We start from the raw sequence: 24,873 nt of genomic DNA on the forward strand, positions 1-24,873 counted from the left end.
GTTCCAGGCCGGCGCCAGGGAGATCGCGCGATGACCGACATGGCCGACCTGCCGGTTCAGCTGCCGTCCGCCCCCCAAAGCGCGGCGGCGGCGCGGGCGCGCTTCTTCAATTCTGGCAATGCCTTCAACATCGAGCTGCCGCCCGTGCCCGCCGCCGATTTCGCGACCGTGCTGGCAGAAGCCGATGCGCCGGATGCGCCCACCGGCCTGCATGCCTGCGACCAGTCGGATGCCATGGCTGCGGCTTCCCGGCCACCACCCCGCTGATGCTGGCCCGCTATGCCCGCATCCGCGCGGGCGAGGCGCTGGAGCTCGCCCTGCACGCCACCGGCCTGATTGCCCATGTGCTGCGCGGCACCGGCGAGGTTTCCGGGGAAGAGGGCTTCGCCTGGTCCACGGGCGACATCCTCCTGCTGCCCGGCGACCAGCCGAGGACGCTGCGCGCAACGGCGGATTCCCTCATCTGGATCGTCACGAACGAGCCCATGCTGGCGCTGGACGGCGCCCGCCCCGGCCCGGGTACTGTGCAGCCGGTGCATTACCCGGCCGCGGAGATCGAGCGGCAGCTCGCGCTGCTCGCCACCACCACGACCAACCCGGGCACGTCGGGCCTCGCCCTGATCTTCGCCTCGGACAAGCTGGAGGCCGGACGCAACATCACGCCCAGCCTCACCCTGTCGCTCAACACCCTTCCCTCGGGGGAGGCGCAGCCGCCGCACCGGCACAACTCTGCCGCCATCACCCTCATCCTGCAGGGCGAAGAGTGCCATTCGATGGTGGGTGCCGCGCGCTGTCCCTGGCGAATTGGCTCCACCCTCGTCCCCCCGCCGGGTGAGGCGCATTCGCACCACAATGGCGGCGGCGAGCAGGCACGCTTCCTGATCGTGCAGGACGGCGGCCTGCACTACCACGCGCGCACCATGGGCTTCGCCTTCCTCGAAGGTTAAGCGAGGGCCCTTCGCGCTAGCTCCGGCCGATGGCCCGGCCCAGGATGGCCGCCGCATCTTCTGCGCGGCCATCCCCGGCCCAGGCCACGAATTGGTCGGGCCGCACGAGCACCTGCGGCGCACCGTAATTCGCGCGTGCCTCCAAACCGCCCTCCACCACCGTGAGCGGCACGCCCAACCGCGCGGCCGCCTCCACGAAAGGCGCGGCGCCGCCACCCTCGAGGTCGAGCAGGGTGAAGCCCGGCCCCAGTGCCTCGAACACGTTCACGCCGGAGGCCAGGGGCTGCGGCGCAAGATGATGCCCCGCGCGCGCCGCAAGGCTGTGCGACCCCATGGCGCTGCAACGCCCGTCCGCCGGCCCGGACACAATGGCCGAGCCTTCGTAATTCGGCTCGAAGGAGGCGACCTCCGAGCGGGCACCGGATTGCCGCGCCGTCCACTCCGCCTCGAAGGCCGCCCGGTCGCGTGCGGGATCGAAGGCTGCCAGGAAGTCGCGGTCGGAATGGATCGCCTTCTCGATGAAGTCACCCGCAGTGGAGGCGAAGACTGGCCGGCGCTCCGCGTCATAGGAATCGAGCAGCCCCGGCCCTGCCCAGCCGGACAGCACCGCCTCCAGCTTCCAGGCGAGGTTGGCCGCATCCTCCAACCCCGTGTTGATGCCATAGCCGCCATAGGGCGGGTGGCTATGCGCCGCATCCCCCGCGATGAAGGCGCGGCCCTTGCGGTAGCTGTCGGCGATGGCGAAGCGCAGGTCCCAGAAGCCGATATGCTCGAATTCCACGTCGAACTCAGCGCCCACGGCGCGATGCAGATAGGCGCGGAAATCCATGCTGTCCTTCGTGGTGCCGGCCGGCACCGGCGCGTGGAAGAACCAGGTCGTGCCCAGGTCCACGCGGCCGAAGAACTGCCAGTAACCTTTCAGATCAGGATGCAGCACATTGTAGAAGGACTTGCCAGGATAGCGCTTCAGCAACTCGTGCAGCCGCTCCGAGCGGAAGACGAGCAGCACCATCAGCCGGTCATGGTCCGAACGCGTCTGGGTGATGCCCGTCGCCTCGCGGATGGTGGAGCGGCTGCCGTCGCAGCCGACGACATATTCGGCCCGCAGGACCCGCCGCCCCGTACCGCCGCGCTCGGCTACCGTCACGCGCATGCTCGCCTCGTCCTGCTCCACCGCTTCCGCGGACCAGCCATAGAACGTCTGCACCGTGGGCAGCTCCGCTGCGCGCGCGCGCAGCACGGCCTCGGTCGCATATTGCGGAAGGCGCTCGTTATCCGTGTAGTAGAAGGGCCGCACCAACTCGCGCTGCAGCCAGTCGTAGTGGTAGTCACTCAGCAGTGTGCCATAGGCGGTCATGCCGCCGATGCCGTATTCCTTCGGGATGGTGCGGGCGGCGCGCAGCGCCTTCTCGCAGCCCCAGAAATGGAAGTGCTCCAGCGTCCGCTGCGTCAGGTTCTGGCCCTTGGGGATCGGCTGCGGCTGGAGATGACGCTCCACCAGGATGCAGCGCACGCCCCGCTGCCCGAGCGCGATGGCAAGCCCGGTGCCGACCGGCCCGCCCCCCACGATGACGACCTGTGTGCTGTCCTGATCGGCGGCGTTCATGCTGGGCGTGTCCGGTCCTGCGTTCGGGCGAAGTGGCGCGCTGGCGGCGCCTTGGGCACCTGCACCGGCCCGGCTGCCTGAGCCGCTCGCGCCGGTCGGCCCGCGATGCCCGCGAAGCTTTCACAGCCCTGTCTCATCGTCAAGATCGTCAGTCGTCTGATGGATTTCTGCCGGAGCGGAAAGGCGCCCCGGACGACGCCCCTCACTCCACCCGGATATTGGCCGCCGAGGCCACTTCCCGCCAGCGCAGCATGTCCTCCTGCAGGAAGCGGTTGCCCGCCTCGAGCGAAACCGGGCGAGGCGTCGCGCCCTCATTCGTCAGGTTCGTGGCCAGCCGCCCTTCGGCCAAGGCGGCATTGGCGGCCGCGTTGATCCGGCTGCGAATGGGACCAGGCAGGTCGCGCCGCCCGAGCAGTCCCCACCAGATGCCCGCCTCGTAATCCGGCAGGCCGCTCTCGCGGGGGGTGGGCGCTGGGGGCCCGCTGGCCGGCCGTTCCTCCGAGGTCCAGCCGAGCACCTTCACCTTCTTCCCTGTGATCAGCCCCGCGGCCGCTGTGGCCGTGGTGAAGGTCAGCTGGATGGTGCCGGCGACCAGATCGTTCAGCACCGGCCCGGTGCCGCGATAGGGCACATGCTGCATGTCGAGCTGCCCGGCCTTAAGCGCGAAAAGCGCTCCGCCCATATGCCCGATGCTGCCGATCCCCGCGGATCCGTAATCCACCGTCCCCGGACGGGCGCGGATATACGCCACCGCCTCCGCCATCGTGTCGGGCGGGAAACTCGGCGCGGCCAGCATGACGAGGGGCGCCGTGGCCAGCAGCGCCAGCATCGTGAAGTCGCGCCCTGCATCATAGGGCGTGGTTTGCACCGCCGCGCTGGTGGCGAAGGTGGAGGATGTGACCATCAGCGTGTAGCCATCGGCCGGCGCACGCGCGACCTCGGCGGAGCCGATGGTGCTGCCGGCGCCGCCCTTGTTGTCCACGATGAAGGGCTGGCCCAGGGCACGCTGCAACTCCTCGGCAAGCGGCCGCGCCACCGCGTCGTTGCTACCGCCGGGCGGGAAGGGCACGACGACGCGCACCGGGCGGGCAGGCCAGGCCGGCTGCGCGAGGGCGGCGCGGGGAAGCCCCGCGATCAAGGGGGCTGCGAGGATCGGCAGCAGACTGCGGCGTTGCATGGCAGCGGGGTCCTTGAGGCGTCAGTCGAGGAAGATCTGCGCGGCCTTCGCCACGCCGCGCCAGCGCTCGATCTCGGCGCGCTGGAAGGCGCCGTATTCCTCCGGCGAGTTGCCGACGACGGTGTAGCCCGCCTCCTCCAGCCGTGGCGCGACGGTGGGATCGCGCAGCGCACGCACCACCTCCTCATGCAGCCGGGCCAGGAGCGGGCGCGGCAGCCCGGCCGGCGCCATCACGGCCTGCCAGGAGCTGACCTCGAAGTCTGAAAGCCCGCATTCCTTCGCGGTGGGTACGTCTGGCAACAGCGGGTTCCGCTCGGCCGAGGTGACGAGGATGGCGCGCAGCCTGCCGTCCTTCACCGGCTCGATGATGGTGCCAAGGCCCTGGAAGGAAATCTGGGTGCGGCCAGCCAGCTGGTCCGTCACCGCCGCGGCCCCACCGCGGGAAGGGACATGCGTCGCCTCCGTTCCCGTCTTCTGGTTGAACAGCTCCATCGTCAGATGCGGGGAGGAGCCGATGCCGCTGGTGGCGTGGAAGACATTGCCCGCGTTCGCCTTCATCCAGGCGACCACGCCAGGAAGATCCGTGGCCGGCACTTTCTCCGGATTGGTGACGAGGACATTGGGCGTGGTGACCGCCAGCGTCACCGGCGTGAAGTCGCGCACCGGGTCGTAGCCGGGGTCGCGGTACAGCACAGCATTGAGCGCAAAGACGCCGATGGAGCCGACCAGCACGGTGTAGCCATCCGGCGCGCTGCGGGCGAGCTGGCGCGCGGCGATCTGCCCGTTTGCAGTCGGCTTGTTCTCCACTACCACGGGCTGGCCGATCGTTTGGGACATGCGGTTGCCGATGGCGCGCGCCACCACGTCGGAGGCGCCGCCGGCCGCGAAGGGCACCAGGAAGGTCACGGGCCGCGAGGGCCAGCCAGGTTGCGCCGCAAGCGGGCGTATCATCCCCAAGCCCGTCCCTGCCGCCAGGAGCCCGATCGCATTGCGCCGGCTGATACCCATCGCATTTCCTCCACGCCGCCCGGCGTCCTTGCCGGCATCCTAGCGAATGTCTTCCGCTCCACGCAAGTTGCTTCCATCTGACGGAAGTGTCTGCTAGGTCTTGGTGCCATGGAGAAGCGCCAGCCACGAACCGCCAGGCCGCGTCCGGAAACGGAAGAGGGCGCGCCAGCGTCCGACGGCAAGCTGCGCGCGGTGGCGGCCGCCGGGTCTATGGGACCGCTTGGCGGCGACAACGTCCGCGCCGTGGACCGTGCCCTGGTAATCCTGCGCGCCTTCCGTGAGGAGGACGGCCCGCTCGGCCTGACCGAGATCTCCCGCCGCGCCGGGCTGAACATGACCACGGCGCTGCGGCTGCTCGGCACGTTGGAAGGGCACGGCTTCGTCAAGCGCCTGCCCGCAGGCGGCTACCTCCTCGGCCCTACGCTGCTGCTGTTGGGTGACCTGTTCCGCCGGTCCCTCCGCCTGGAGCACCATGTCATGCCCGCGCTGGAGCGCCTGCGTGCCGAGAGCCGCGAAAGCGCCGCCTTCTTCGTGCGCGAAGGCGACCAGCGCCGCTGCGTCTTCCGCCTGGATTCCCCGCAACTGGTGCGGGATGTCGCGCATGTCGGGGAGGCGCAGCCGTTGGGCCGCGGCGCGCATGGCCGTTCCCTGATCGCACTGGAGAACGGCGAGAGCCTGCCCGTGGTAAGCCGCGGGGAGCGCCTTCCGCAGATCGCCGCCATCGCCTGCCCAGTGCTGGATTCTGAGGGCCGGGTGGCCGGTTCCATCGGCATTTCCGTGCCGCTCTACCGCTTCATCGACGAGACCGAGGCACTCTGCGCGCCGCTGGTGATGCGCGAGGCAATTGCCATGACACGCGACCTGGGCGGCGATCCGTCCAGGCTGGAACGCGCCGCGCGCTGACGCGGCGAGGGGAGGGATAAGGAAAGATGGCTCGGATCGAATTGCCGCCAGAGGCGGAGCGCACGCCCGAGGAACAGGCAGTGTGCCAGGAGGCCGTCTCCGGCATCCGTGGCCGCGTGCCCGCGCCCATGATCGCCTGGCTGAAGAATCCCGAGCTGGCGCGCCGCGGCCAGAAGCTGGGTGAGCTGCTGCGATACCAGACCACGCTGGAGCCGCGGTTAAGCGAACTGGCCATCCTCATCACCGCGCGCCACTGGACCGCGCATTACGAATGGACCGTGCACAAGCGTGAAGGCCTGAAGGCGGGCATGGACCCGGAAGTCATTGCCGCTATCGCCGAACGCCGCGCGCCCGTACTGCGCGATGAGGCGGAGCGCGCCATCTACGACGTCTCCACAACCCTCCTAGCCACGCGCCGCGTGCCCGATGCTCTTTACCACCGCGGCGTCGCGGCGCTGGGCGATCGCGGCATGGTCGAGCTGGTAGGTCTCCTCGGTTACTACGCGCTGGTCGCGATGACGCTGAACGTCTTCGAGATCGGCCTCCCGGACGCCTTCGCACCCGAACTGGGCGCGGAACCCGGCGACCCGGTTCCATGACAGGACAGGACAGCACCATGGCAGGACGTCTGGCAGGCAAGGTGGCGTTGATCGTCGGCGCGGGCTCCGTCGGCCCCGGCTGGGGCAATGGCCGCGCCGCCGCTGTGCTCTTCGCGCGGGAAGGCGCGCTGGTCTTTGGCGCGGACAAGAACTTGGCCGCGATGGAGGAGACGGCCGCCCGCATCGCGGAGGATGGCGGCCGCTTCGCCAGCGGCGAATGCGACGTGATGAGCAGCGCCTCCGTCGCGCGCATGGTGGAGGCTGCGAAGGCGGAGTACGGCCGCATCGATATCCTGGTGAACAATGTCGGCGGCTCGGCCGCCGGCGGGCCGGTGGAGATGTCGGAGGAGGTCTGGGACACCCAGATCGACTACAATCTCAAGAGCGTCTTCCTCACCTGCAAGCATGTCCTGCCGGTGATGGAGGCCCAGGGCGGCGGCGCCATCGTCAACACCGCCTCCACTTCCGGGCTGCGCTGGACCGGCGCGGCGCAGGTTGCCTATGCGGCCTCCAAGGCTGGAATCATCCAGTTCTCGCGTGTGACGGCGGTTCAATATGCCGGCCGCAACATCCGCGTGAACACCGTGGTGCCGGGGCAGATGCACACGCCGATGGTGGAGGTGCGGCTCGCCGGCCAGCGCGCCGGCGGCGATGCCGCCGCCCTACTGGCACAGCGCGTGAAGCGCATCCCCATGGGCTTCGCCGGCGACGGGCGCGACACGGCAAATGCCGCGCTCTTCCTCGCCTCCGACGAAGCGCGCTTCATCACCGGCACCGAGATCGTCGTGGACGGCGGCATGTCCGTCCGCTGCGACTGACCGCCGTTCAGGCGGCCTGCGCGGTGCCCAGCAGCGGCACCGCGCCGGGAAGCGCCTGGCCCTGCAGCAGCGCCTGCTCCAGCCGCGCCGAGGCTTCCGCTCCGATGGCCGGGATGGTCAGCTCGCGGAACTTGGCCGAAAGATCGGCGTCGCTCAGCGGCGCGTCCGGATCACCCTTGCGCGTCGGCTGGTAGCGCTCCAGCACCGTTCCGTCGCGCAGCGTGACCCGCAGGCGCGCGGCGCGACGGCCCGGATAGGCATCGGCCAGCTCCGGGTCGATCGAGACGCTCACCTTCGCCATGTCGGCGCGGATCGCGGGGTCGGCCAGCCGCTCCGGCTCGAAGGCCGCCAGCCGCACGCCCCCGAGATGGAGCAGGGCGGAGACGCAATACTGCACGGAGAAGCGGGCATCCGCCTCGGTCCGCGGCTCAGGCCGGTCGCACAGCATCTTGGTCTGGGCATAGCCGCCGACATGGATGCGGGCGACGTCACTCGCCGCAAACCCATGCTCGTCGCGCAGTGTGCCGATGCCGTCCAGCGCCGCGAAGATATGGCCGCAGCAGCCATGGTTCTTGAAGGTGATGGTCGTGATCACCGGCGGCCCGCCGAGCCCCGCCAGCGCGTGGTCCCACTTGCCCGTACCCTCGCTCGTGGCGGCGGCAAAGCCATTGGAGGAATGCAGCACGTCCAGCGTGCCCGTCATGCCCTGGCCGGCGGCGAGAGCCGCCAGCGCCCCGGCCTCGGCAGCATGGCCGGGATGCAGCGGCTTGCTCATCCCCTCGCCCTGGATCGCGCCCTGCAACCCGCCCGCCATGGTGGCGGCGGTGGCCAGCGCATGGGCGGTGCGCGCCGCATCCAGCCCCAGCAGCACCGAGACGGCGGCGGCCGCACCGAAGGTGCCTACCGTGCCGGTGGTGTGCCAGTAGCGGTAATGGCTCGGCTGCACCGCTATGCCGATGCGGCCGCCCACCTCATAGCCGGCCGCGATGGCGCGCAGCAGGTCCTGCATCGAGACCCCCTGCGACTGCGCCGCCGCAAGTGCCGCGCTGATGGTCGGGCAGGCCGGGTGATAGCCAGCGTCGCGGTAGATGTCGTCGAACTCCACCACATGGCTGGCCGTGCCGTTGATCAGCGCCGCATGGCGCAGCGGCCCGCGCGAGCCATCGACATAGGAGATGGCGCGACCCACCCCGCGCTCGGCGGCAAGGGCGGCGGAGATCAGCGTGGCGGGCGGGCGGGAACAGCCGGGCAGCAGCGCCGCGAACCAGTCCAGCAGCGCCCGGCGTGCATGATGCTCCACCTCAGGCGACAGCGGGCGGCTGCGCCAGTTGGCAGCGTGCTCGGCCAGGAGAAGAAGAGGGTTCCGCATCGCGTCGGGCATATCTCGTTTCCTTCCGCTGGCGCCGCGCTGCCCGCAGCGTCTCTAGCCATGATCCAACATCGCCCCGCCAGCCGGACGGCACAAGCCGCGGAGGGACGGAAGGCGGACTCAGCCCGCTTCGCGCGAACGGTCCCAAAGATTCGGAACGCTCTCGTTCGAATAGCCGGAGATGAACTCCCGCTCGTTCCCTTCCAGGTCGAACACATGGCGGTGGATCGCGCCAATGTTGCCGCCGTAGAGGTGGATGCTGATCGAGACCGCATCCTCGAAGGCGTTCACCACCTGATGGATGTCGCCGATCGCCGGTGCCACGGCGTCGATGTCGCCCGGCTCCAGCCGGACGGGATCCTCCCCCGCCACCAGCCGGCCATCCGGCGCCCGCGAGAAGCCGGTGGAGATCTCCGCCCCGCGCAGCATGCCGATCAGCCCCCAGACCATATGGTCATGGATTGGCGTCTTCTGCCCCGGTCCCCAGACGAAGCTGACGAGGGAGAAGCGCTCCGCCGGATCGCAATGCAGCAGGTATTGGCGATAGTATTGCGGATGCGGCACGGCGCAGGCCTCCGGCAACCAGTCGTCCCGCGCGATCAGCTTCGCCATCAGCGGCCGTGCCGCCTCCATCAGCAGCATGCCCGGCGCGACCGTATCGGCCGCTTTGGTCATCGCCGTGACGAATTCCCGCAGCCCGACGATGCTCATGGCAATTCCACGCCTCCTGTATCGCACCCCACCCCCGGCACGGTGCGCCCGTGCTCTCCCGGCCCGGGCGGAACGCGCGGTGGGTGCGGCGGGCGACAGGATGACATCCCGCGCGGCGTCGCGGCCAGCCTCCGCGCGCAGGAACTTTCAGGCGCCCGGGTCCGAAGCCCTCAGTCCACAATGAACAGCCGCGCACCTGTCCGCGTCGAGGAGCGATGCGCGGCATCGCCGAAATTGGAAACCTGGTAGCTCTGGCCGGGCGTCAGCCGGAAGCGGCGGCCATCCCGCAGCTCCGTCTCCAGCTCCCCCTCCAGCACATAGAGGACATGGCCCCGGTCGCACCAGTGATCGGCCAGATAGCCGGGCGAGTACTCCACCACGCGCACGCGCAGTTCGCCGATGTTCAGCGTGCGCCAGAGCGCATGGCCCGTCTCCCCGGGATGCTCCGTGGCGGGCACGGCCGACCAGTCGGTGACGGTGAAGGGGAAGTCGGGAATCTTCATGCTCGGCACTCTTCCGGGATGAGGTTGGATGGAGCCGCGTCGCCCGGCTTGTCCAGTGGGCGCCCGTGGCCTTGGCCGCTGAGGGCGGAGGCGGCTGTCACCAAATTGTCAACACGAAGTCATCCGAATGAATCTCATGGCGCCCTAGTGTGCCGCCCGTGACGACGCTGACACCCCCCGCCCCCTGCAGCTGGCAAGACGTGCAGCAGGCCCTGACCGCCGAGATCCGCGACGGCCGGATCGCCCCCGGCGCGCGCCTGCCCACCGAGCCTTCGCTGATGGCCCGCTTCGGCGCCGGCCGGCATAGCATCCGCCGCGCCATGGCGGCGCTGGAGGCCGCCGGGCTGGTCCGCACCCGCCAGGGCAGCGGCACCTATGTGCGCGAGGCTCCAGTGCTCGATTATCGCCTTTCCGAGCGCACGCGCTTCTCGCAGAACCTGCTGGAACAGGGGCGGGAGCCCTCCGGCCTCGCTCTCGACGCGGCGGAACTGCCTGCGCCCGACGCCGTGGCCGACGCCCTGCGCCTGCCGCCCGGGGAGCCGGTCTTCCGCGTCCGCCGCGTCGGGCTGGCCGATGGCGTCCCGGTGCACCTCTCGGACGCGCATTACCCCGCCCGCCGCTTCCCCGGGATGCTCGCGGCCTGGGAGACGGGGGAGGGGGCCAGCGCCATCCTCTCCACCTATGGCGTGGCGGATTACCGCCGCGTCGCCAGCACTGTCCTGGCCCGCCTGCCCAGCCCCGAGGAGGCGCGGCTGCTCGACCAGCCCGCCGCCCAGCCGGTGCTGGTGGTCCGCAAGGTGGATGCGGATCTCTCCGGCATCCCCATCGCCTGTTCCGAAACCATCTGGGCCGGTGAGCGCGTGCAGCTCTCGGTCGATCACGCTGCGACCCGCGAGGGGCGCGAGGAGACCCTGCATGTGGATCGCTGACCTCCGGCTGGTCCTGCCAGACCGCGTGGTGCCGCGCGGCGCCCTACGGATCGAAGGCGGGCGCATCGCCGAACTGGCCGAGGCGCCGCGCGGCCCGGCCCTGGATGGCGGTGGCCTCACCCTCCTCCCGGGTCTCGTGGACCTTCATGGGGACATGATCGAGAAGGAGGTGGAGCCGCGTCCCGACGCCGCCTTCCCGCTCGATGTCGCGATCACCGAGCTGGATTCCCGCCTCGCCGCCTCCGGCGTCACCACCGCCTATGCCGGCATTTCCTTCGCCGAGGCGAAGGGCCGTGGGCATCTCCGCTCCGAGGACCGCGCCCGCGGCGTTATCGAGGCGGTGGCGCGGCTGCGCGAAAGGTCGCGCGTGGACCTGCGCGTGCATGCCCGCTTCGAGGTGACCAATCCGCGCGCCGAGCCCGTGCTGCGCGACCTGCTGGCGCGCGGCCTGGTCGCGCTCGTGTCCCTGACGGACCACACGCCGGGCCAGGGCCAGTACCGCGACATCGAGCAGTATGTCCGCTACCAGACCCGCGCGATGGGAGAGGACGCCGCGAAGGCCGAAGCCCGCGCCCGCGCCCGCATGGGCGCCCCGCCTGCCTGGGAGGTCGCGCATGGCGTCACCGCCCTGGCCCGCGCGCAGGGCGTTCCCATCGCCTCGCATGATGACGACACGCCGGAGAAGGTCCGGCTGATGCATGAGCTGGGCGCCACGATCAGCGAGTTCCCCGTCACGCTGGCAGCGGCGGCGGAAGCCCGGCGCCTCGGCATGGCCACGCTGATGGGCGCACCCAACGCGCTGCGCGGCGCCTCCATGACCGGCAACGCAACCGCACGCTCCATCATGGATGCCGGGCTGCTGGATGCGCTGGCGGCCGATTACCACCAGGGCGCCATGCTGCCCGCCGTCCTCGGCTGGGCGCGGGCGGGGCTGCTGCCGCTGCATGAGGCGGTGGCGCTCGTCACCTGCAATCCCGCGCGCGCCATCGGGCTGGTGGATCGCGGCGCCATCGCGCCAGGCGCCAGGGCCGATCTGGTGCTGCTGGACGACAGCGGCGCTGCGCCCCGCATCCGCGCGGTCTGGCGCGCCGGGCGCGTGATTTATTCCGATGGTTGGTCCGGCCAGGCCGCCGGCACGGTGGCGGAGGCCGCATGACCCAGATGACGAATGACGAACGCCGGAACTGGATGGGCGTGCTGGCCCGCGCCGGCGCCGCCGGAATCACGGCGCGGCTCGATGCTGCGCCGCCCCTGCCGCCCCATACCCGCCTCCGCGGGCCGGAGATCGGCCTGACCATGCTGCGCGGCCGCGCCGGCGGCGACGGCGCACCCTTCAACCTGGGTGAGATGACCGTCACCCGCTGCGCTGTCCGGCTGGAGGATGGCACGGTCGGCCATGCCTATCTCGCCGGCCGCGACCTGCGCGGCGCGGAACTGGCGGCGGTGCTGGATGCCGCCTTGCAGGATCCAACTCGGCGCCCCGCATTGCTGGAGACGGTGGTGGCGCCGCTCGCAGCTACCCAGGCCGAAGCCCGGTCCGAGACGGCCCGAAAGGCCGCCGCCACCCGTGTGCGATTCCTGACGATGGCGAACATGCGATGAGCGGCCTCCTTCCCGGCTTCACAGACCCTGTGCTGGACGCGCAATCGGCCTTCCGCGCCGTGCTGGAGGCGATGAGCCGCCCCGGCCGCATCCAGCGACTGCAACGCCCGCCCGCGCCGCCGGCCCCCCTGAGCCCCGCCTCCGGTGCCGTGCTGCTGACGCTGGCGGATTCCGGCACGCCGCTCTTCCTCGACACCGGTCCTGATGCGGAGGAATGGGTGCGCTTCCACGCCGGTTGCCCGCTGGTCGCGGAGCCCGCCGAGGCGGAGTTCGTCCTCGCCAGCGCCTTGCCGCCGAAGCTGGCCGCGCTCCGCGCCGGCACGGATGAGGACCCGCAGACCTCCGCCACGCTGATCCTCCAGGTGGAATCGCTGGAGGAAGGCGCGGGCTGGCATCTGACCGGTCCCGGCATCGAGCATGCGCACCGCCTGCGCGTCGCCGGCGCGCCCCAGGGCTTCGTGGCCGAATGGGCGGCCAATGCCGTGCGCTTCCCGCGCGGCGTGGATGTGATCCTATGCGCGGGCGACACAATCGCAGCCCTGCCGCGCAGCGTCTCGATCAGGGAGGGCTGAGCCGATGTATGTCGCGGTGAAAGGCGGCGAGGCCGCCATTGCCAACGCCCATGCCTGGCTGGCCGAGGAACGTCGCGGCGATCCGGCCGTGCCGGAGATCGGCACCGATCAGATCGGCGAGCAGCTCACCCTGGCTGTGGACCGCGTGATGGCGGAAGGCTCCTGCTACGATCCCGGCCTTGCGGCGCTTGCCATCAAGCAGTCGCGCGGCGACCTGATCGAGGCGATCTTCCTCCTGCGCGCCTACCGCACCACCCTGCCGCGCTTCGGCGCCAGCGAGCCGCTGGAGACCGGGGCGATGCTGGTGCGCCGCCGCATCTCCGCCACCTATAAGGACCTGCCGGGCGGCCAGGTGCTGGGCCCGACCTTCGACTACACGCATCGCCTGCTGGATTTCGCCCTGGCGGCGGAAGGCCATGCCCCGTCCCCCGCGCCCGAGGCCGATCCGGGCGAGGACGCCGCCTGCCCCCGCGTCACCGCGATGCTGGCAGACGAAGGGCTGATGGCACCCGAGCAACCCTCGGACGCGGAACCCGGAGACGTAACGCGTACCCCGCTCACCTACCCGGCGGGCCGCGCGCTGCGCCTGCAGAACCTCGCGCGGGGCGACGAGGGCTTCCTGCTCTCCATGGCCTATTCCACCCAGCGCGGCTACGGCGCCAACCACCCCTTCGTCGGCGAAATCCGTCAGGGCGAGGTGACGGTCGAGATCGTTCCCCCGGAACTCGGCTTCGCCATCGAGATCGGCGACATCAACGTGACGGAATGCCAGATGGTGAACCAGTTCAACGGCTCCCGCACCGAGCCGCCGCAATTCACCCGTGGCTATGGCCTTGTCCTCGGCCGCACCGAGCGGCGCGCCATGTCCATGGCGCTGGTGGACCGGGCGCTACGTGCGGAGGAACTGGGCGAGGAGGTGGTGGCTCCTGCACAGAACGAGGAATTCGTCCTCTCCCATTCCGACAATGTCGAGGCGACCGGCTTCCTCGAACATCTCAAGCTGCCACATTACGTGGACTTCCAGAGCGAGCTGGAAATCGTGCGCGCCATGCGTGCCGCCGCAACACCCCAGGCCATGCGGGAGGCTGCGGAATGAGCGCCGCGATGCAGAACGAAGGCTACAACTTCGCCTATCTCGACGAAGGCACGAAGCGGATGATACGCCGCGCCCTGCTGAAGGCCGTGGCCGTCCCCGGCTGCCAGATCCCCTTCGGCTCCCGCGAGATGCCGCTGCCCTATGGCTGGGGTACGGGCGGCATCCAGGTCACGGCCAGCATCGTCGGGCCGGAGGACGTGCTGAAGGTGATCGACCAGGGCGCGGACGACACCACCAACGCCGTCTCCATCCGCCGCTTCTTCGCCCGCGTCGCGCCGGGCCTCCGCACCACCGAGCGCACGGTGGAAGCCAGCATCATCCAGACCCGCCACCGCATCCCCGAGACGCCGCTGCGCGAGGGTCAGGTGATGGTCTACCAGGTGCCGCAGCCCGAGCCGCTCTATAAGCTCGAGCCTCGCCGGGCGGAGACGAAGCGCCTGCACGCGCTGGCCGATTACGGGCTGATGCAGGTGAAGCTCTACGAGGACATCGCGCGCCATGGCCGCGTCGGCTCCTCCTACGACCACCCGGTGATGGTCGGCGGCCGCTACCTGATGGCGCCGTCACCCATTCCGTCCTTCGACAATCCGAAGATGCACATGTCCCCCGCCCTGCAGCTCTTCGGCGCCGGCCGCGAACGCCGCCTCTACGCAGTGCCGCCCTATACCGATGTGCGCAGCCTGGATTTCGAGGACCATCCCTTCGTGCCACTGCGCGCGAACGGCACCTGCGCCCTCTGCGGCGCGCGCGACACCTATCTCGACGAAATGGTGACGGATGACCGGGGCGGCCGCCTCTTCGTCTGCTCCGACACTGATCACTGCGGCACAAAGCAGGCGGAGGCGGCGGCATGAGCCCCGGTGACGAATCCATTCTCGACGAACCCATCCTCTCGGCACGCAACCTGTCGCTGTCCTTCGGGGATGTGCGGGCGCTGGACGAGGTCGCGATCGATCTTTGGCCGGGGGAGGTGCTGGCGATCGTCGGTGAATCTGGCTCCGGCAAATCCACCCTGCTGCGCGTGCTGGCAGGCGAGGCGCGCCCCGATGCCGGCGCCGTGACCTATCGCGATACCACCGGCACCGTGCTGGACGTGCACAACATGGGTGAGCCCGCCCTGCGCCGGCTGGCCCGCACCGAATGGGGCTTCGTGCGCCAGGATGCGCGAGACGGCCTGCGCATGGGCGTTTCCGCCGGCGGCAATGTCGGCGAGCGGCTGATGGCCGTCGGCGCCCGCCACTATGGCGACATCCGCGCCGAAGCCTCGCGCTGGCTGGAGCGCGTGGAAATCAGCCCCACCCGCATCGACGACCGGCCCGGCCTCTTCTCCGGCGGCATGCGCCAGCGCCTGCAGATCGCGCGCACCCTCGTGACCCGCCCCCGCCTTGTCTTCATGGACGAGCCGACCGGCGGGCTGGATGTTTCGGTGCAGGCTCGCCTGCTGGACCTGATCCGCGGGCTGGTGAGCGACCTCGGCATCGCCGTGGTGCTCGTCACGCACGACATCGCCGCCGCGCGCCTCCTCGCGCACCGCCTCGTGGTCATGCGCGACGGCCGCGTGGTGGAGGAAGGCCTGACCGACCGCGTGCTGGACGATCCGCGCCATCCCTACACGCAACTCCTCGTCTCCTCGGTGCTGGCGGCATGAGCAACTGGGTCCTCAAGGCCGAAGGCCTCTCCAAGGGCTTCACCCTGCATCTGCAAGGTGGCGTCCGGATCCCCGTGCTGCGCAACGCCGGGCTGGTGGTGGCGCCGGGTGAGTGCGTCGCGCTCTCCGGCCCCTCGGGCGCCGGCAAGTCCACGCTGATGCGCCTTCTCCAGGGCAATTACGGCGCCGATGCAGGCACCATCCTGATCCGCCGCACGGATGGCGTCGTGGCGGACCTCGCCACCGCCTCCCCGCGCGAGGTCAACGCGCTGCGGCGGGACACGATCGGCCATGTCAGCCAATTCCTGCGCGTCATCCCCCGCGTCCCCGCACTGGAAGTGGTGGCGGCGCCGCTGCTCGCCCGCGGCGTGACAAGGGAGGTCGCTCTGAATCGCGCCCAGGCCCTGCTGCGCCGCCTGAACCTGCCGGACCGCCTGCACGCGCTGCCGCCCTCCACCTTTTCGGGCGGCGAGCAGCAGCGCGTGAACCTGGCGCGCGGCTTCATCGCCGACTTCCCGCTGATGCTGCTGGACGAGCCCACCGCGAGCCTGGACGCCGCGAACCGCGAGGTCGTCATCGCCCTCATCGGCGAGGCGAAGGCGCGCGGCGCCGCCCTCATCGGCATCTTCCATGACCAGGAGGTGCGAGACCGCGTGGCCGACCGCACCATCGAGGTCGCGCCGCTGCGCGAGGCCGCGTGACCGGCCGCCTCGTCGCGGTCGTCGGCCCTTCGGGCGCCGGGAAGGACACGCTGATGGACGCGGCGCGGAAGGAGCTGGGGAATGATCCCCGCTTCGTCTTTCTTCGCCGCGTCATCACCCGCCCCGCCGATGCGGGCGGCGAGGACCACATCGCCGTGACGGAACAGGCCTTCGCCGCGATGCGCGATGCGGGCGAGCTTGCCCTGTGGTGGGGCGCGCATGACCTGCTCTACGGCCTGCCGCGCACGCCTCTCGAAGCCGCCCTCGCCGCCGGGCAGGTGACCGTCGCCAACCTCTCGCGGAGCGCCTTGTCCGAAGCCGCCTCGCTCTTTCCGCTGCGGGTGCTGGAGATTACGGCGCCTGAGGAATTGCGGGCCGTCCGGCTGGCCGCACGCGGGCGGGAGACGGTGGAGGACGTGATGCGCCGGCTGGCCCGGCAGGCGCCGCTGCCCCCCGGCCTCGATGTGAGACGGGTGGTGAACGATGCCAGCCTTGCCGAAGGCGTGGCGCAGGTGCTGGCCGGGCTGCGGGCGGCCTGAGGCCGCCCTTTCTACCGCTCCGTCAGGCTTGCTGGGCCCGGCGGCGCGGCCGCAACACGGCATAGAGCAGCAGGATCGCCACCAGGATCACCCCAGCCAGCATCGGCGCGCGCCAGTCGCCTGTGGCAACCCGGTTCCCCAGCAGCACCAGGCACACCACCGCCCCGGTGGCGGGCACGAAGGACGGTACCTCGAAGCCGCCATGCGGCTCGCCTGGCCGGCGTTGCAGCACCAGAAGCGCGGCGTTCACCACCGTGAAGACCGTCAACAGCAGCAGCACCGTGGCCGAGGCGAGTTGGCCGATATCTCCGGCCAGGACCAGTGCGACCAGGATAACGAACAGCACGGCGATCGAGACATGCGGCGTGCGCCTCCCCGGATGCACCCGTGCCAGCACCTCGGGCAGCAGCCCGTCCCGCGCCATGCCGTAGGCGAGCCGCGAGGCGGTCACGTAGTTCAGCAGCGCCGTGTTGGCGACCGCGAAGAGGGTGATGGCGACATAGCCCCAGGACGGGAACCAGGGCGCCGCGGCCGCCGTCACCGCCGCGAGCGGGGAGGGAGCCTGGGCCAGCTCCGCAAAAGGCACCACCGACACCGCCGTGATCGCGACCGCCATGTAGAGCAGGGTCGCGGCCAGCATGGCGCCGACGATGCCGATCGGCACGGTGCGGCGGGCCTCCTTGCATTCCTCGGCCACGTTCAGGCTGTCCTCGAAGCCGAGGAAGGAGAAGAAGGTCAGGATGGCGCCGGACAGCAGCAGCGAGGCCGTGATGCCCTCCGGAGAAGGCGTGACCAGCAGGTCCACGGCGCCCCAATAGGGGATGCCGACCAGGATCACGAAGGCCAGGCCGCAGAACTCCACAGCCGTGCAGACGATGTTGAAGACCATGCTCTCGCGGATGCCGCGGAGCACCACCCCCGCCACCACCAGGAGGAATCCCAGCGCCACCAGCACCGGCGGCGCTTCCACCGGGAACAGCGCCAGCAGGTTCAGCGCCACCACCCGCGACTGCGTCGCCACCGAGGTCAGTCCCGAGGCCATGACCGCCAGCCCGACGACCCAACTCAGCAGCCGCATGCCGAAGGCGCGCTGGGTGATATAGGCCGCCCCGCCCGCGCGCGGATAGCGCGAGCCGAGCGAGGCATAGCTCAGCCCGGTCAGCAGCGCCGCCACCATGGCCACGCCGAAGCCTAGCCAGACCGCATTGCCCAGCTCACCGGCAGCGCGCCCGACAAGCCCGTAGATGCCCGCGCCGAGCATCCCGCCCAGCGTATAGGCGAAGAGCTGGAACGGGCCGATGCTCCGGTGCAACTCCGGCTGGCCTGCCGCCGCCCGGGGTTCTGGCTCCGCCATCGTGACGATCCTCCCGATGCGATGAACCAGACTTCGCCCGGAAGGTTGAGTTGTCCAGCACGGGATTCTGCCCCGAACCGCGTGCTCCGGCGTGAGGCCAGACGGCGCCGCCGCCTAGCGCCGCCCCGCCAGCGCGGCCCGCAGCCGCCCGGAAACCGCGTCGATCGCCGCCACAGCCAACAGGATCAGCAACACGATGAAGGAGACGACCCCCCATTCCAGGGTGCGGATCATCTCCGACAGCATCAGCCCGATCCCGCCCGCGCCCACGATTCCGATGATGGTGGAGGAACGCGTATTGGACTCGAACATATACAGCACATGCCCCGCCATCACCGGCAGCACCGCCGGCAGCACGCCGAAGCGGATGCCGTGCAGCTTCCCGCCACCCGAGGCGGTGACGCCCTCCACCGGCTTGCGGTCCGCGGCCTCGATCGCCTCGGAGAAAAGCTTGCCGAAGGTGCCGATGTCGCTGGTCAGGATCGCCAGCACGCCGGCGAAGGGGCCGAGCCCGACCACGCTCACCCAGATCAGCGCCCAGATCAGCGCGTCGATCCCGCGCACGCTGTCCAGCATGCGGCGGGAGAGGAAGTGCACGACGCGGCCCACCGAGGTGTTGCGCGCCGCCAGGAAGCCGAGCGGGAAGGCGAGGATGGCCGCGCCCAGCGTCCCGAGGAAGGCAATGGCGAGCGTCTCCGCCAGGCCCCGGAAGATCAAAAGGGTGCGTGACCAGGTCCCCGGGTCCGGCGGCAGCATCAGCCCGAGAAAGTGGATGAGCTGCCCGAAGCCATCAATCAGCCGCGCGGGCGAGAATTCCAGCCGCCACAGCCCGAAGATCAGAAGCACGATTGCGCCCACGCCAAGTGCCGCCGCACGCAGGCGCGAGGGGTGGAGGACACGGAAGGTGTCCGGATGGCGCGCGGCGATGCCGGCCAGGTCGGCCAGTGCGGCGTCACGCAGGGAAATGGGCTGGCTCATGCGCGGGACTCCAGCGCGCCGATCAGCCGGTGCCGCAGGCGTTCCGTGCCCAGGTCGATCAGCATGACGGTGAGGATGATCAGCAGCAGGATGGCCGCCACGTCGTTGTAGTAGAACTTGCGGATCGCCTCGATCAGGTCCTGCCCGATCCCACCCGCGCCGACGAAGCCCAGCACCGATGCCTGGCGCACATTCACCTCGAAGCGCAGCAGCGCATAGCTGGTGAAGTTGGGCAGCACTTGCGGCAGCGCCGCGAAGCGCACCATGGCAGGCCAGGAGGCGCCGGCAGCCGAGGCGCCCTCCACCGGCTTCATGTCGATGTTCTCCACCACCTCGGAGAACAGCTTGCCCAACGCGCCCATGCTGTGGATCGCGATGGCCAGCACGCCCGGGACCGGGCCGAGGCCGAAGGCGATCACGAAGATCAGCGCGAAGACGATGTCCGGCACCGTCCGGCAGAATTCGAGGAAGCGGCGCGCGGTGCCGCGCAGCCAGCGGTTCGGCACCAGGTTGGCGGCGGCGCAGAAGGAAAGCAGAAACCCGCCCAGAGCGCCCAGCGCCGTGCCGACATAAGCGATGAGCAGCGTGTCGGCGAGCAGAAGCCCCCATTTCTGCCAGCCCCAGAACCATTCCGCCGGATCGGTCCAGACGCGCCCGCCGCCGGATTCCAACGCGGTGATGCGGTCGAAATAGCCGAAGAAGGCGCCGGCATGCTCCCACAGCCGCGGCAGGTCCACCTCCGCCACATGTCCCGCCAGCAGGGTGAAGGCGGCGATGCAGAGCGCCACGGCCAGGGCGCGGCGGCGGGGCCCGCGTGCGGCGGCGCGATAGCCGTCCAGCAGTTCGGAAAGCCGGTCGTCCGGCAGGCGGGTGAGGGCAGTGGCCAAGTTCGGGCTCCTGAAAACAGAGACGCCGCTCCGGCGAGGGGGCCGGAGCGGCGTTCCAGCGTGGCGGCTGTGCCTATGAGCGGCGGCGCAGCCCATCCACGAAGCGGTTCAGCTCGATGATCGGGTTGTATTCGGCGTTGGTGGCAGGCTGCCACGGCGCCTGCTTGCCGTCCGTGATGCGGCGGAAGGTCTCGGGCTCGGCCTTCGGCAGCTCCAGCACCGCCGTCTGGATGGCGGTGCGCAGCTCCTGCGGCAGGCTGTCCAGATAGGCCATGGGCGAGTTCACGATCTGCTCGGACTTGAAGATGATGCGGAAATCCTCCGCCTTCACCATGCCCTTGCGCGACATGCGCAGCAGGTTGCTCTCTGTCTCGTCGTTCCACCAGTTGGCGGCCATGTCCACCGTGCCCTGGTTGAGCGCGATCACCGCATTCTCATGGCTGCCCGTATAGACGACGCGCCCGAAGAAGCTCTCCGGCGTGATGCCCATCTTGTTCAGCGCGAAGCGCGGCACGTTGTTGCCCGAGGTGGAGTTCGGGTCCACCAGGCCGAGATTCTTGCCCTTCAGATCCTCGACCTTCTGATAGGGGCTGTCCTTCTTCACGTAGAAGACAGAGTGGTAGCCCTTCGTGCCGTCCAGGTTCACCTCGATGACGAAGGCGGTGATGCGGGCGCCCGTCATCAGCGCGCGCGCGAAGGACGAGGGACCATAGGAAGCGATGTGGATGTTGCCCGCGCGCTGCCCCTCGATCACCGCCGCGTAGTCGCTGGCGATGCGCAGCGTCACCTTCGTGCCCAGGCGCTTGGAGAGGTAGTTGGTGAAGGGCCCCCAACGCTCGGTCACGCCCGAGGCGTTTTCGGCGGGGATGACGGCGAAGACCAATTCGGGAAACTGGCTGGAGAAATTGGAAGCGGTAGTCCCTTGGGCCCGCGCCAGGGCGGGAAGGGCCAGGACGGAGGCGGCGCCCAGCAGGGCGCGGCGTTGCAGGATCATGAAAACTCCTTTGGCACGGTCAAGCGGTACGGCGCGACGCCGCCCGTCAGACTGGTAGGGCGAAGGGCAGCGTGACCGGCGGGGCGGGGGCGGCATCCGCCACCTCATCCGCCTCGAGCCCGTAAAGTTCGCGGGCCGCGGCCTCGTCCAGCGCATCCGGTGGCCCGTCGAAGACCAGGCGCCCGTCGGAAAGGCCGACCAGCCGGTCACAATAGGCGCGCGCGATGTCGAGCGAGTGCAGGTTGCACAGCACGGTGATGCCGAAGTCCCGGTTGATGCGCGCAAGCGCGTCCATGACGATCCGCGTGTTGCGCGGATCGAGGGAGGCGATCGGCTCATCGGCGAGGATGATGTCCGGCTCCTGCACCAGGGCGCGCGCGATCGCGACGCGCTGCTGCTGCCCGCCCGAGAGATGCTCGGCCCGCCGCCCCGCGAGCTCGGCGATGTCGAAGCGCTCCAGCGCCGAAAGGCCGATGGCCCGGTCCTCATTGGACCACAGGTGCAGCAGGGAACGGTGGGCGGGAACCTTGTTCAGCCGCCCGACCAGCACATTGGTCAGCACATCCAGCCGGCCGGAGAGGTTGAACTGCTGGAACACCATGGCGCAGCGCGCGCGCCAGTCCCGCAGTTCACGGCCGCGCAGGGCCGTGACGTTCTTCCCTTCCCACAGGATGCGGCCCGCGGTGGGGTCCGCCAGGCGGTTCACCATTCGCAGCAGGGTGGACTTGCCGGCGCCGGAGCGGCCGATGACGCCCACGAAGCTGCCGCGTGGCACTTCGAGGCAGACATCGTCCACCGCGACACGGTCCCCGTAGCGGCGGGTCAGTCCTTCGATGATCAACATGGGGGCGGGGCTTAGGCGAACCCGCTGACCGTCGCGTGACGCGCGGGTGAAGGATCGATGACAACCGCCCGCTCGGTCAGCTCCTGGGTCAGCTCCCCCGGCGTAGCGCCCTGAGCGGCAGGAGGTTCGACTCCTTCAGCCGGTCCAGCACGATGGAGGACCGCACCCGCGCCACGCTTTCATGCGGCAGCAGCACGTCGTTCACTAACGTCGAGAGATCCTTCAGCTCCGGCACCACCGCCTTGAGCAGGTAGTCGGCGTCGCCCGTCATGGCATAGGCCTCCTGCACCTCGTCCAGCCGTGCCACCAGCTCGCGGAAACGCTGGGCGTTGTCACGGCTGTGGGTGGCCAGGGTCACCTGCACGAAAACCAGCAGCCGCAGCCCCAATGGTTCGGCCGCCAGTTCCGCATGATAGCCCCGGATCAGTCCCGCCGCCTCCAGCGCCAGCCGCCGGCGGGAACACTGGGATGGCGAAAGCCCCACCCGCTCCCCTGCCTGCTGATTGGTCAGCCGCCCATCCTCCTGTAGCGCCGCGAGGAGGCGGAGGTCGATCGCGTCCAAGGTGACTGCTTCGTGCATGAATCGAGGATTGCACGCGCAAATGGTGCGGAAAAGGGCGTGATGTGGAATCCTTTGCACACTCCTTGCGCCCGGAGCGGCCTAACCTGCCTTCTGAACGAAGCGCATCGAGGAGACTTCCCATGGGCCCATTCCCGCATGATGCCCCTCGCGCCGTCATCAGCGAGCACAACCCGGCTGGCACGGATGGCTTCGGCTTCGTCGAATATGCGAGCCCCGAGCCCGAGAAGCTCCACGCCCTGTTCCGCCAGATGGGCTTCGCCGCCGTCGCGCGCCACCGCAAGAAGCAGAGCACCCTCTATCGCCAGGGCGACATCAATTACCTGCTGACGGAGGAGCCCGGCTCCCACGCCATGGACTTCGCGGCCGCGCACGGCCCCTGCGTTCCCTCCATGGCCTTTCGCGTGGTGGATGCGCAGCACGCCTTCCGCCGTGCCGTGGAACTGGGCGCTGAGCCAGCACGGGAGGGCAAGACCCTCAACGCCCCGGCGATCAAGGGGATCGGCGGCAGCCTGCTCTACTTCATCGACCAGTATGGCGAAGACCGCTCCGCCTATGACGCGGAGTTCGAATGGCTGGGCGAGCGCGAGCCCCGTCCGACTGGCGCCGGCCTCTACTACATCGACCACCTGACCCATAACGTCTTCCGCGGCCGCATGGACGTCTGGTACGATTTCTACAGCCGCATCTTCAACTTCCGGCAGATCCGCTATTTCGACATCAAGGGCGAATATACCGGCCTCTTCTCCCGCGCCCTCACCAGCCCTGATGGCCGCATCCGCATCCCGCTGAATGAATCCGCGGATGAGGAGAGCCAGATCGAGGAATATCTCCGCGCCTACAAGGGCGAGGGCATCCAGCACATCGCCTGCGGCTGCGACGACATCTACGGCACCATCGAAGGCCTGCGCGCCGCCGGGCTGAACTTCATGCCCGCCCCGCCCGACACCTATTACGAAAAGGTCGATGCCCGCCTGCCCGGCCATGGCGAGGACCTCGCCCGGCTGAAGCGGAACGGCATTCTCGTGGATGGCGAAGGCGTGGTGGAGGACCGCAAGGCGCGGCTGCTGCTGCAGATTTTTTCCGCAAACGTCATCGGCCCCGTCTTCTTCGAGTTCATCGAGCGCAAGGGCGATGACGGATTTGGCGAGGGCAATTTCCGCGCCCTCTTTGAAAGCATCGAGGAAGATCAGCTGCGCCGCGGCGTGCTCTCCGCCGCCAAGGCGGCCTGACGCCCCGGTTGCGGCGCAGCCACGCGCGGTTGGATGCTCCGGCGAAACTTCGCCCGGAGTTCCCGCCGATACTGCCGCGCCGCATCCTTCTTGCCCTTGCCAGCGGCGCGGCCCTGCGCGAAGCCCTCACCGCCGCCGCCGCGCCCGTGCTGGCCGATTGGACCAGCCGCGCCGGTGCGTCAGGCGGGGCCATCCTGGCCGCCTATCGCGCGGGCTGAGGGGAACAGCCGCCCCGCCCCGACGTTCACTGCGGGATCAGGGGAGAGGTGCGATGGGACTGCTCGTGGACGGCCAGTGGCAGGACCAGTGGTTCGACACCAAGGCCACCGACGGCCGCTTCATCCGCAAGGACAGCGCCTTCCGCCACTGGGTCACGCCGGACGGTGCCCCCGGCCCCAGCGGCGAGGGCGGCTTCCCGGCCGAGACCGGGCGCTATCACCTCTATGTCTCACTGGCCTGCCCCTGGGCGCATCGCTCGCTCATCATGCGCGCCCGCAAGGGGCTGGAGGAGGCGATCGGCCTGTCCGTCGTGCATTGGCACATGGGCGACGAGGGCTGGACCTTCGAAGCCGGCCCCGGCGTCATCCCCGATCCGGTGAACAACGCCCGCGTCTTGCACCAGGTCTATACCGCCGCCGACCCGCACTACACCGGCCGCGTGACCGTGCCGGTGCTATGGGACAAGCAGCGCGGCACCATCGTGAACAACGAATCCGCCGAAATCATCCGCATGCTGGACCATGCCTTTGACGGGCTGGGCGCCCGCCCCGGCGACCACTACCCGCAGGCGCTGCGGGCGGAGATCGACGCCGTCAACGCCACCATCTACGACGCCGTGAACAACGGCGTGTACAAGGCCGGTTTCGCCACCACCCAGCGCGCCTATGAGGATGCGGTGCGCCCCCTCTTCGAGACGTTGGACGCGCTGGACCGCCGCCTGTCCTCGCAACGCTACCTGCTCGGAGACTGGCTGACCGAGCCCGACATCCGCCTCTTCACCACGCTGGTCCGCTTTGACGCCGTCTATCATGGCCACTTCAAATGCAACCTGCGCCGGATCGCCGACTACCCCGCGCTCTTCCCTTACCTGCGGGACCTGTTCCAGTCACCCGGCTTCGCCGAGACCTGCGACTTTGCGCATATGAAGCGGCACTATTACGAGAGCCACACAGGCATCAACCCGACCGGCATCGTGCCGTTGGGGCCGATCCAGGACCTGGCCGCGCCCCATGGGCGAGAGGCCCTGACGGCGTCCACAGCGCCGGCGTCCTGAGCA

The 24,873-nt window shown here is 69.7% G+C and carries 29 protein-coding genes; 17 read left to right on the plus strand and 12 right to left on the minus strand.

Features of this window, described 5'->3' with window-relative positions; all coding sequences use genetic code 11:
* Positions 1–30 precede the first annotated feature (30 nt).
* Entirely contained in the window at positions 31–267 is a 237-nt protein-coding gene (locus GSE44_RS00335) for a hypothetical protein (RefSeq protein WP_159346120.1), read from the plus strand.
* Positions 267–947 (plus strand): cupin domain-containing protein, encoded by a 681-nt coding sequence (locus GSE44_RS00340; protein WP_159346122.1) that lies wholly within the window; start codon positions 267–269, stop codon positions 945–947. Before GSE44_RS00335 ends, GSE44_RS00340 begins: the two co-directional genes overlap by 1 nt.
* 16 nt (positions 948–963) lie before the next feature.
* On the opposite strand, the gene GSE44_RS00345 is transcribed toward GSE44_RS00340, so the two are convergent.
* The 3 genes from GSE44_RS00345 to GSE44_RS00355 all read right to left on the minus strand — a co-directional run bounded on the left by GSE44_RS00345 (position 964) and on the right by GSE44_RS00355 (position 4,738).
* On the minus strand, positions 964–2,553 hold the full coding sequence (locus GSE44_RS00345; protein WP_159346124.1) for an FAD-dependent monooxygenase: 1,590 nt from the start codon (positions 2,551–2,553) through the stop codon (positions 964–966).
* Between the two features lie 202 nt (positions 2,554–2,755).
* A complete protein-coding gene (locus GSE44_RS00350; protein ID WP_159346125.1) occupies positions 2,756–3,730 on the minus strand; it encodes a Bug family tripartite tricarboxylate transporter substrate binding protein in 975 nt (324 codons plus the stop codon).
* 21 nt (positions 3,731–3,751) lie between these two features.
* The gene (locus GSE44_RS00355; protein WP_159346127.1) at positions 3,752–4,738 is read right to left on the minus strand and encodes a Bug family tripartite tricarboxylate transporter substrate binding protein; all 987 of its coding nucleotides are present in this window, start codon (positions 4,736–4,738) and stop codon (positions 3,752–3,754) included.
* Positions 4,739–4,948: 210 nt separating this feature from the next.
* On the opposite strand from GSE44_RS00355, the gene GSE44_RS00360 reads away from it, so the two are divergent.
* Genes GSE44_RS00360 through GSE44_RS00370 form a run of 3 tightly spaced genes read left to right on the plus strand, consistent with a single transcriptional unit; the run spans position 4,949 to position 7,058 of the window.
* Positions 4,949–5,641: an IclR family transcriptional regulator gene (locus GSE44_RS00360; protein ID WP_159346129.1), complete on the plus strand. Its 693-nt coding sequence runs from the start codon at positions 4,949–4,951 to the stop codon at positions 5,639–5,641.
* A gap of 26 nt (positions 5,642–5,667) precedes the next feature.
* Positions 5,668–6,240 carry a carboxymuconolactone decarboxylase family protein gene (locus GSE44_RS00365; RefSeq protein WP_159346131.1) on the plus strand — a complete coding sequence of 191 codons (573 nt, stop codon included), beginning with the start codon at positions 5,668–5,670 and terminating at the stop codon, positions 6,238–6,240.
* A 17-nt stretch (positions 6,241–6,257) separates the two neighbouring features.
* Entirely contained in the window at positions 6,258–7,058 is an 801-nt protein-coding gene (locus tag GSE44_RS00370) for an SDR family NAD(P)-dependent oxidoreductase (RefSeq protein WP_159346133.1), read from the plus strand.
* Positions 7,059–7,065: 7 nt separating this feature from the next.
* Here the strand turns inward: GSE44_RS00370 and GSE44_RS00375 are convergent, their stop codons facing one another.
* The 3 genes from GSE44_RS00375 to GSE44_RS00385 all read right to left on the minus strand — a co-directional run bounded on the left by GSE44_RS00375 (position 7,066) and on the right by GSE44_RS00385 (position 9,641).
* A complete protein-coding gene (locus GSE44_RS00375) occupies positions 7,066–8,439 on the minus strand; it encodes an MmgE/PrpD family protein (protein WP_235924466.1) in 1,374 nt (457 codons plus the stop codon).
* Positions 8,440–8,547: 108 nt separating this feature from the next.
* Complete coding sequence (locus GSE44_RS00380; RefSeq protein WP_159346135.1) at positions 8,548–9,138, minus strand: cysteine dioxygenase family protein; 591 nt, start codon at positions 9,136–9,138, stop codon at positions 8,548–8,550.
* Between the two features lie 170 nt (positions 9,139–9,308).
* Positions 9,309–9,641, minus strand: a complete 333-nt coding sequence (locus GSE44_RS00385; protein WP_159346137.1) for a DHCW motif cupin fold protein — start codon at positions 9,639–9,641, stop codon at positions 9,309–9,311.
* 158 nt (positions 9,642–9,799) lie between these two features.
* Here GSE44_RS00385 and phnF point away from each other — a divergent pair, with 158 nt between their 5' ends.
* From phnF to phnN, 9 genes are read left to right on the plus strand one after another with little or no spacing between them, the layout of a single operon-like run.
* Positions 9,800–10,570, plus strand: a complete 771-nt coding sequence (gene phnF / locus GSE44_RS00390; protein ID WP_268893611.1) for a phosphonate metabolism transcriptional regulator PhnF — start codon at positions 9,800–9,802, stop codon at positions 10,568–10,570.
* Positions 10,557–11,726 (plus strand): alpha-D-ribose 1-methylphosphonate 5-triphosphate diphosphatase, encoded by a 1,170-nt coding sequence (locus tag GSE44_RS00395; protein WP_159346139.1) that lies wholly within the window; start codon positions 10,557–10,559, stop codon positions 11,724–11,726. Before phnF ends, GSE44_RS00395 begins: the two co-directional genes overlap by 14 nt.
* A complete protein-coding gene (gene phnG, locus GSE44_RS00400; protein WP_159346141.1) occupies positions 11,723–12,172 on the plus strand; it encodes a phosphonate C-P lyase system protein PhnG in 450 nt (149 codons plus the stop codon). Before GSE44_RS00395 ends, phnG begins: the two co-directional genes overlap by 4 nt.
* Positions 12,169–12,744 carry a phosphonate C-P lyase system protein PhnH gene (gene phnH / locus GSE44_RS00405; RefSeq protein WP_159346143.1) on the plus strand — a complete coding sequence of 192 codons (576 nt, stop codon included), beginning with the start codon at positions 12,169–12,171 and terminating at the stop codon, positions 12,742–12,744. The genes phnG and phnH overlap by 4 nt, the downstream gene beginning before the upstream one ends.
* A gap of 4 nt (positions 12,745–12,748) precedes the next feature.
* A complete protein-coding gene (locus GSE44_RS00410) occupies positions 12,749–13,840 on the plus strand; it encodes a carbon-phosphorus lyase complex subunit PhnI (RefSeq protein ID WP_159346145.1) in 1,092 nt (363 codons plus the stop codon).
* Positions 13,837–14,694: an alpha-D-ribose 1-methylphosphonate 5-phosphate C-P-lyase PhnJ gene (locus GSE44_RS00415; RefSeq protein WP_328799048.1), complete on the plus strand. Its 858-nt coding sequence runs from the start codon at positions 13,837–13,839 to the stop codon at positions 14,692–14,694. The genes GSE44_RS00410 and GSE44_RS00415 overlap by 4 nt, the downstream gene beginning before the upstream one ends.
* A complete protein-coding gene (gene phnK, locus GSE44_RS00420) occupies positions 14,691–15,488 on the plus strand; it encodes a phosphonate C-P lyase system protein PhnK (RefSeq protein WP_159346147.1) in 798 nt (265 codons plus the stop codon). The genes GSE44_RS00415 and phnK overlap by 4 nt, the downstream gene beginning before the upstream one ends.
* The gene (gene phnL, locus GSE44_RS00425; RefSeq protein WP_159346149.1) at positions 15,485–16,189 is read left to right on the plus strand and encodes a phosphonate C-P lyase system protein PhnL; all 705 of its coding nucleotides are present in this window, start codon (positions 15,485–15,487) and stop codon (positions 16,187–16,189) included. Before phnK ends, phnL begins: the two co-directional genes overlap by 4 nt.
* The gene (gene phnN, locus GSE44_RS00430) at positions 16,186–16,728 is read left to right on the plus strand and encodes a phosphonate metabolism protein/1,5-bisphosphokinase (PRPP-forming) PhnN (protein WP_159346151.1); all 543 of its coding nucleotides are present in this window, start codon (positions 16,186–16,188) and stop codon (positions 16,726–16,728) included. Before phnL ends, phnN begins: the two co-directional genes overlap by 4 nt.
* Positions 16,729–16,750: 22 nt before the next feature.
* Here the strand turns inward: phnN and GSE44_RS00435 are convergent, their stop codons facing one another.
* From GSE44_RS00435 to GSE44_RS00460, 6 genes are all read right to left on the minus strand, one after another.
* Positions 16,751–18,082 carry an APC family permease gene (locus tag GSE44_RS00435; RefSeq protein WP_159346153.1) on the minus strand — a complete coding sequence of 444 codons (1,332 nt, stop codon included), beginning with the start codon at positions 18,080–18,082 and terminating at the stop codon, positions 16,751–16,753.
* Positions 18,083–18,196: 114 nt separating this feature from the next.
* Positions 18,197–19,060, minus strand: a complete 864-nt coding sequence (gene phnE / locus GSE44_RS00440; RefSeq protein ID WP_159346155.1) for a phosphonate ABC transporter, permease protein PhnE — start codon at positions 19,058–19,060, stop codon at positions 18,197–18,199.
* Entirely contained in the window at positions 19,057–19,947 is an 891-nt protein-coding gene (phnE, locus tag GSE44_RS00445) for a phosphonate ABC transporter, permease protein PhnE (protein ID WP_159346157.1), read from the minus strand. Before phnE (GSE44_RS00445) ends, phnE (GSE44_RS00440) begins: the two co-directional genes overlap by 4 nt.
* A 73-nt stretch (positions 19,948–20,020) precedes the next feature.
* Positions 20,021–20,941, minus strand: coding sequence for a phosphonate ABC transporter substrate-binding protein (gene phnD / locus GSE44_RS00450; RefSeq protein WP_159346159.1), 921 nt, complete (start codon positions 20,939–20,941; stop codon positions 20,021–20,023).
* A 46-nt stretch (positions 20,942–20,987) separates the two neighbouring features.
* The gene (gene phnC, locus GSE44_RS00455) at positions 20,988–21,785 is read right to left on the minus strand and encodes a phosphonate ABC transporter ATP-binding protein (protein ID WP_159346161.1); all 798 of its coding nucleotides are present in this window, start codon (positions 21,783–21,785) and stop codon (positions 20,988–20,990) included.
* Between the two features lie 88 nt (positions 21,786–21,873).
* Positions 21,874–22,347: an Lrp/AsnC family transcriptional regulator gene (locus GSE44_RS00460; protein ID WP_235924467.1), complete on the minus strand. Its 474-nt coding sequence runs from the start codon at positions 22,345–22,347 to the stop codon at positions 21,874–21,876.
* 140 nt (positions 22,348–22,487) lie between these two features.
* Between GSE44_RS00460 and hppD the strand changes: the two genes are divergently transcribed.
* From hppD to GSE44_RS00475, 3 genes are read left to right on the plus strand one after another with little or no spacing between them, the layout of a single operon-like run.
* Entirely contained in the window at positions 22,488–23,597 is a 1,110-nt protein-coding gene (hppD, locus tag GSE44_RS00465) for a 4-hydroxyphenylpyruvate dioxygenase (protein WP_159346165.1), read from the plus strand.
* Between the two features lie 8 nt (positions 23,598–23,605).
* Entirely contained in the window at positions 23,606–23,815 is a 210-nt protein-coding gene (locus GSE44_RS00470) for a hypothetical protein (protein WP_159346167.1), read from the plus strand.
* Positions 23,816–23,868: 53 nt separating this feature from the next.
* Positions 23,869–24,870: a glutathione S-transferase family protein gene (locus GSE44_RS00475; RefSeq protein ID WP_159346169.1), complete on the plus strand. Its 1,002-nt coding sequence runs from the start codon at positions 23,869–23,871 to the stop codon at positions 24,868–24,870.
* Positions 24,871–24,873 lie beyond the last annotated feature (3 nt).

The organism is Muricoccus harenae (assembly GCF_009848505.1).
In the GTDB taxonomy this organism is placed as follows: Bacteria; Pseudomonadota; Alphaproteobacteria; order Acetobacterales; family Acetobacteraceae; genus Roseomonas; species Roseomonas harenae.

Excerpts from the sequence above, each read along its gene's own strand:
- GSE44_RS00435 (WP_159346153.1), bottom strand. The coding sequence starts at position 18,082 with ATGGCGGAGCCAGAACCCCGGGCGGCGGCAGGCCAGCCGGAGTTGCAC.
- phnE (WP_159346155.1), bottom strand. The coding sequence starts at position 19,060 with ATGAGCCAGCCCATTTCCCTGCGTGACGCCGCACTGGCCGACCTGGCC.
- GSE44_RS00375 (WP_235924466.1), bottom strand. The coding sequence starts at position 8,439 with ATGCCCGACGCGATGCGGAACCCTCTTCTTCTCCTGGCCGAGCACGCT.
- GSE44_RS00385 (WP_159346137.1), bottom strand. The coding sequence starts at position 9,641 with ATGAAGATTCCCGACTTCCCCTTCACCGTCACCGACTGGTCGGCCGTG.
- phnG (WP_159346141.1), top strand. The coding sequence starts at position 11,723 with ATGACCCAGATGACGAATGACGAACGCCGGAACTGGATGGGCGTGCTG.
- GSE44_RS00350 (WP_159346125.1), bottom strand. The coding sequence starts at position 3,730 with ATGCAACGCCGCAGTCTGCTGCCGATCCTCGCAGCCCCCTTGATCGCG.
- GSE44_RS00345 (WP_159346124.1), bottom strand. The coding sequence starts at position 2,553 with ATGAACGCCGCCGATCAGGACAGCACACAGGTCGTCATCGTGGGGGGC.
- GSE44_RS00335 (WP_159346120.1), top strand. The coding sequence starts at position 31 with ATGACCGACATGGCCGACCTGCCGGTTCAGCTGCCGTCCGCCCCCCAA.
- phnH (WP_159346143.1), top strand. The coding sequence starts at position 12,169 with ATGAGCGGCCTCCTTCCCGGCTTCACAGACCCTGTGCTGGACGCGCAA.
- GSE44_RS00365 (WP_159346131.1), top strand. The coding sequence starts at position 5,668 with ATGGCTCGGATCGAATTGCCGCCAGAGGCGGAGCGCACGCCCGAGGAA.
- GSE44_RS00395 (WP_159346139.1), top strand. The coding sequence starts at position 10,557 with ATGTGGATCGCTGACCTCCGGCTGGTCCTGCCAGACCGCGTGGTGCCG.
- phnD (WP_159346159.1), bottom strand. The coding sequence starts at position 20,941 with ATGATCCTGCAACGCCGCGCCCTGCTGGGCGCCGCCTCCGTCCTGGCC.
- GSE44_RS00415 (WP_328799048.1), top strand. The coding sequence starts at position 13,837 with ATGAGCGCCGCGATGCAGAACGAAGGCTACAACTTCGCCTATCTCGAC.
- GSE44_RS00475 (WP_159346169.1), top strand. The coding sequence starts at position 23,869 with ATGGGACTGCTCGTGGACGGCCAGTGGCAGGACCAGTGGTTCGACACC.
- GSE44_RS00340 (WP_159346122.1), top strand. The coding sequence starts at position 267 with ATGCTGGCCCGCTATGCCCGCATCCGCGCGGGCGAGGCGCTGGAGCTC.
- phnL (WP_159346149.1), top strand. The coding sequence starts at position 15,485 with ATGAGCAACTGGGTCCTCAAGGCCGAAGGCCTCTCCAAGGGCTTCACC.
- GSE44_RS00380 (WP_159346135.1), bottom strand. The coding sequence starts at position 9,138 with ATGAGCATCGTCGGGCTGCGGGAATTCGTCACGGCGATGACCAAAGCG.
- GSE44_RS00355 (WP_159346127.1), bottom strand. The coding sequence starts at position 4,738 with ATGGGTATCAGCCGGCGCAATGCGATCGGGCTCCTGGCGGCAGGGACG.
- phnC (WP_159346161.1), bottom strand. The coding sequence starts at position 21,785 with ATGTTGATCATCGAAGGACTGACCCGCCGCTACGGGGACCGTGTCGCG.
- phnK (WP_159346147.1), top strand. The coding sequence starts at position 14,691 with ATGAGCCCCGGTGACGAATCCATTCTCGACGAACCCATCCTCTCGGCA.
- GSE44_RS00410 (WP_159346145.1), top strand. The coding sequence starts at position 12,749 with ATGTATGTCGCGGTGAAAGGCGGCGAGGCCGCCATTGCCAACGCCCAT.
- GSE44_RS00370 (WP_159346133.1), top strand. The coding sequence starts at position 6,258 with ATGGCAGGACGTCTGGCAGGCAAGGTGGCGTTGATCGTCGGCGCGGGC.
- GSE44_RS00360 (WP_159346129.1), top strand. The coding sequence starts at position 4,949 with ATGGGACCGCTTGGCGGCGACAACGTCCGCGCCGTGGACCGTGCCCTG.
- hppD (WP_159346165.1), top strand. The coding sequence starts at position 22,488 with ATGGGCCCATTCCCGCATGATGCCCCTCGCGCCGTCATCAGCGAGCAC.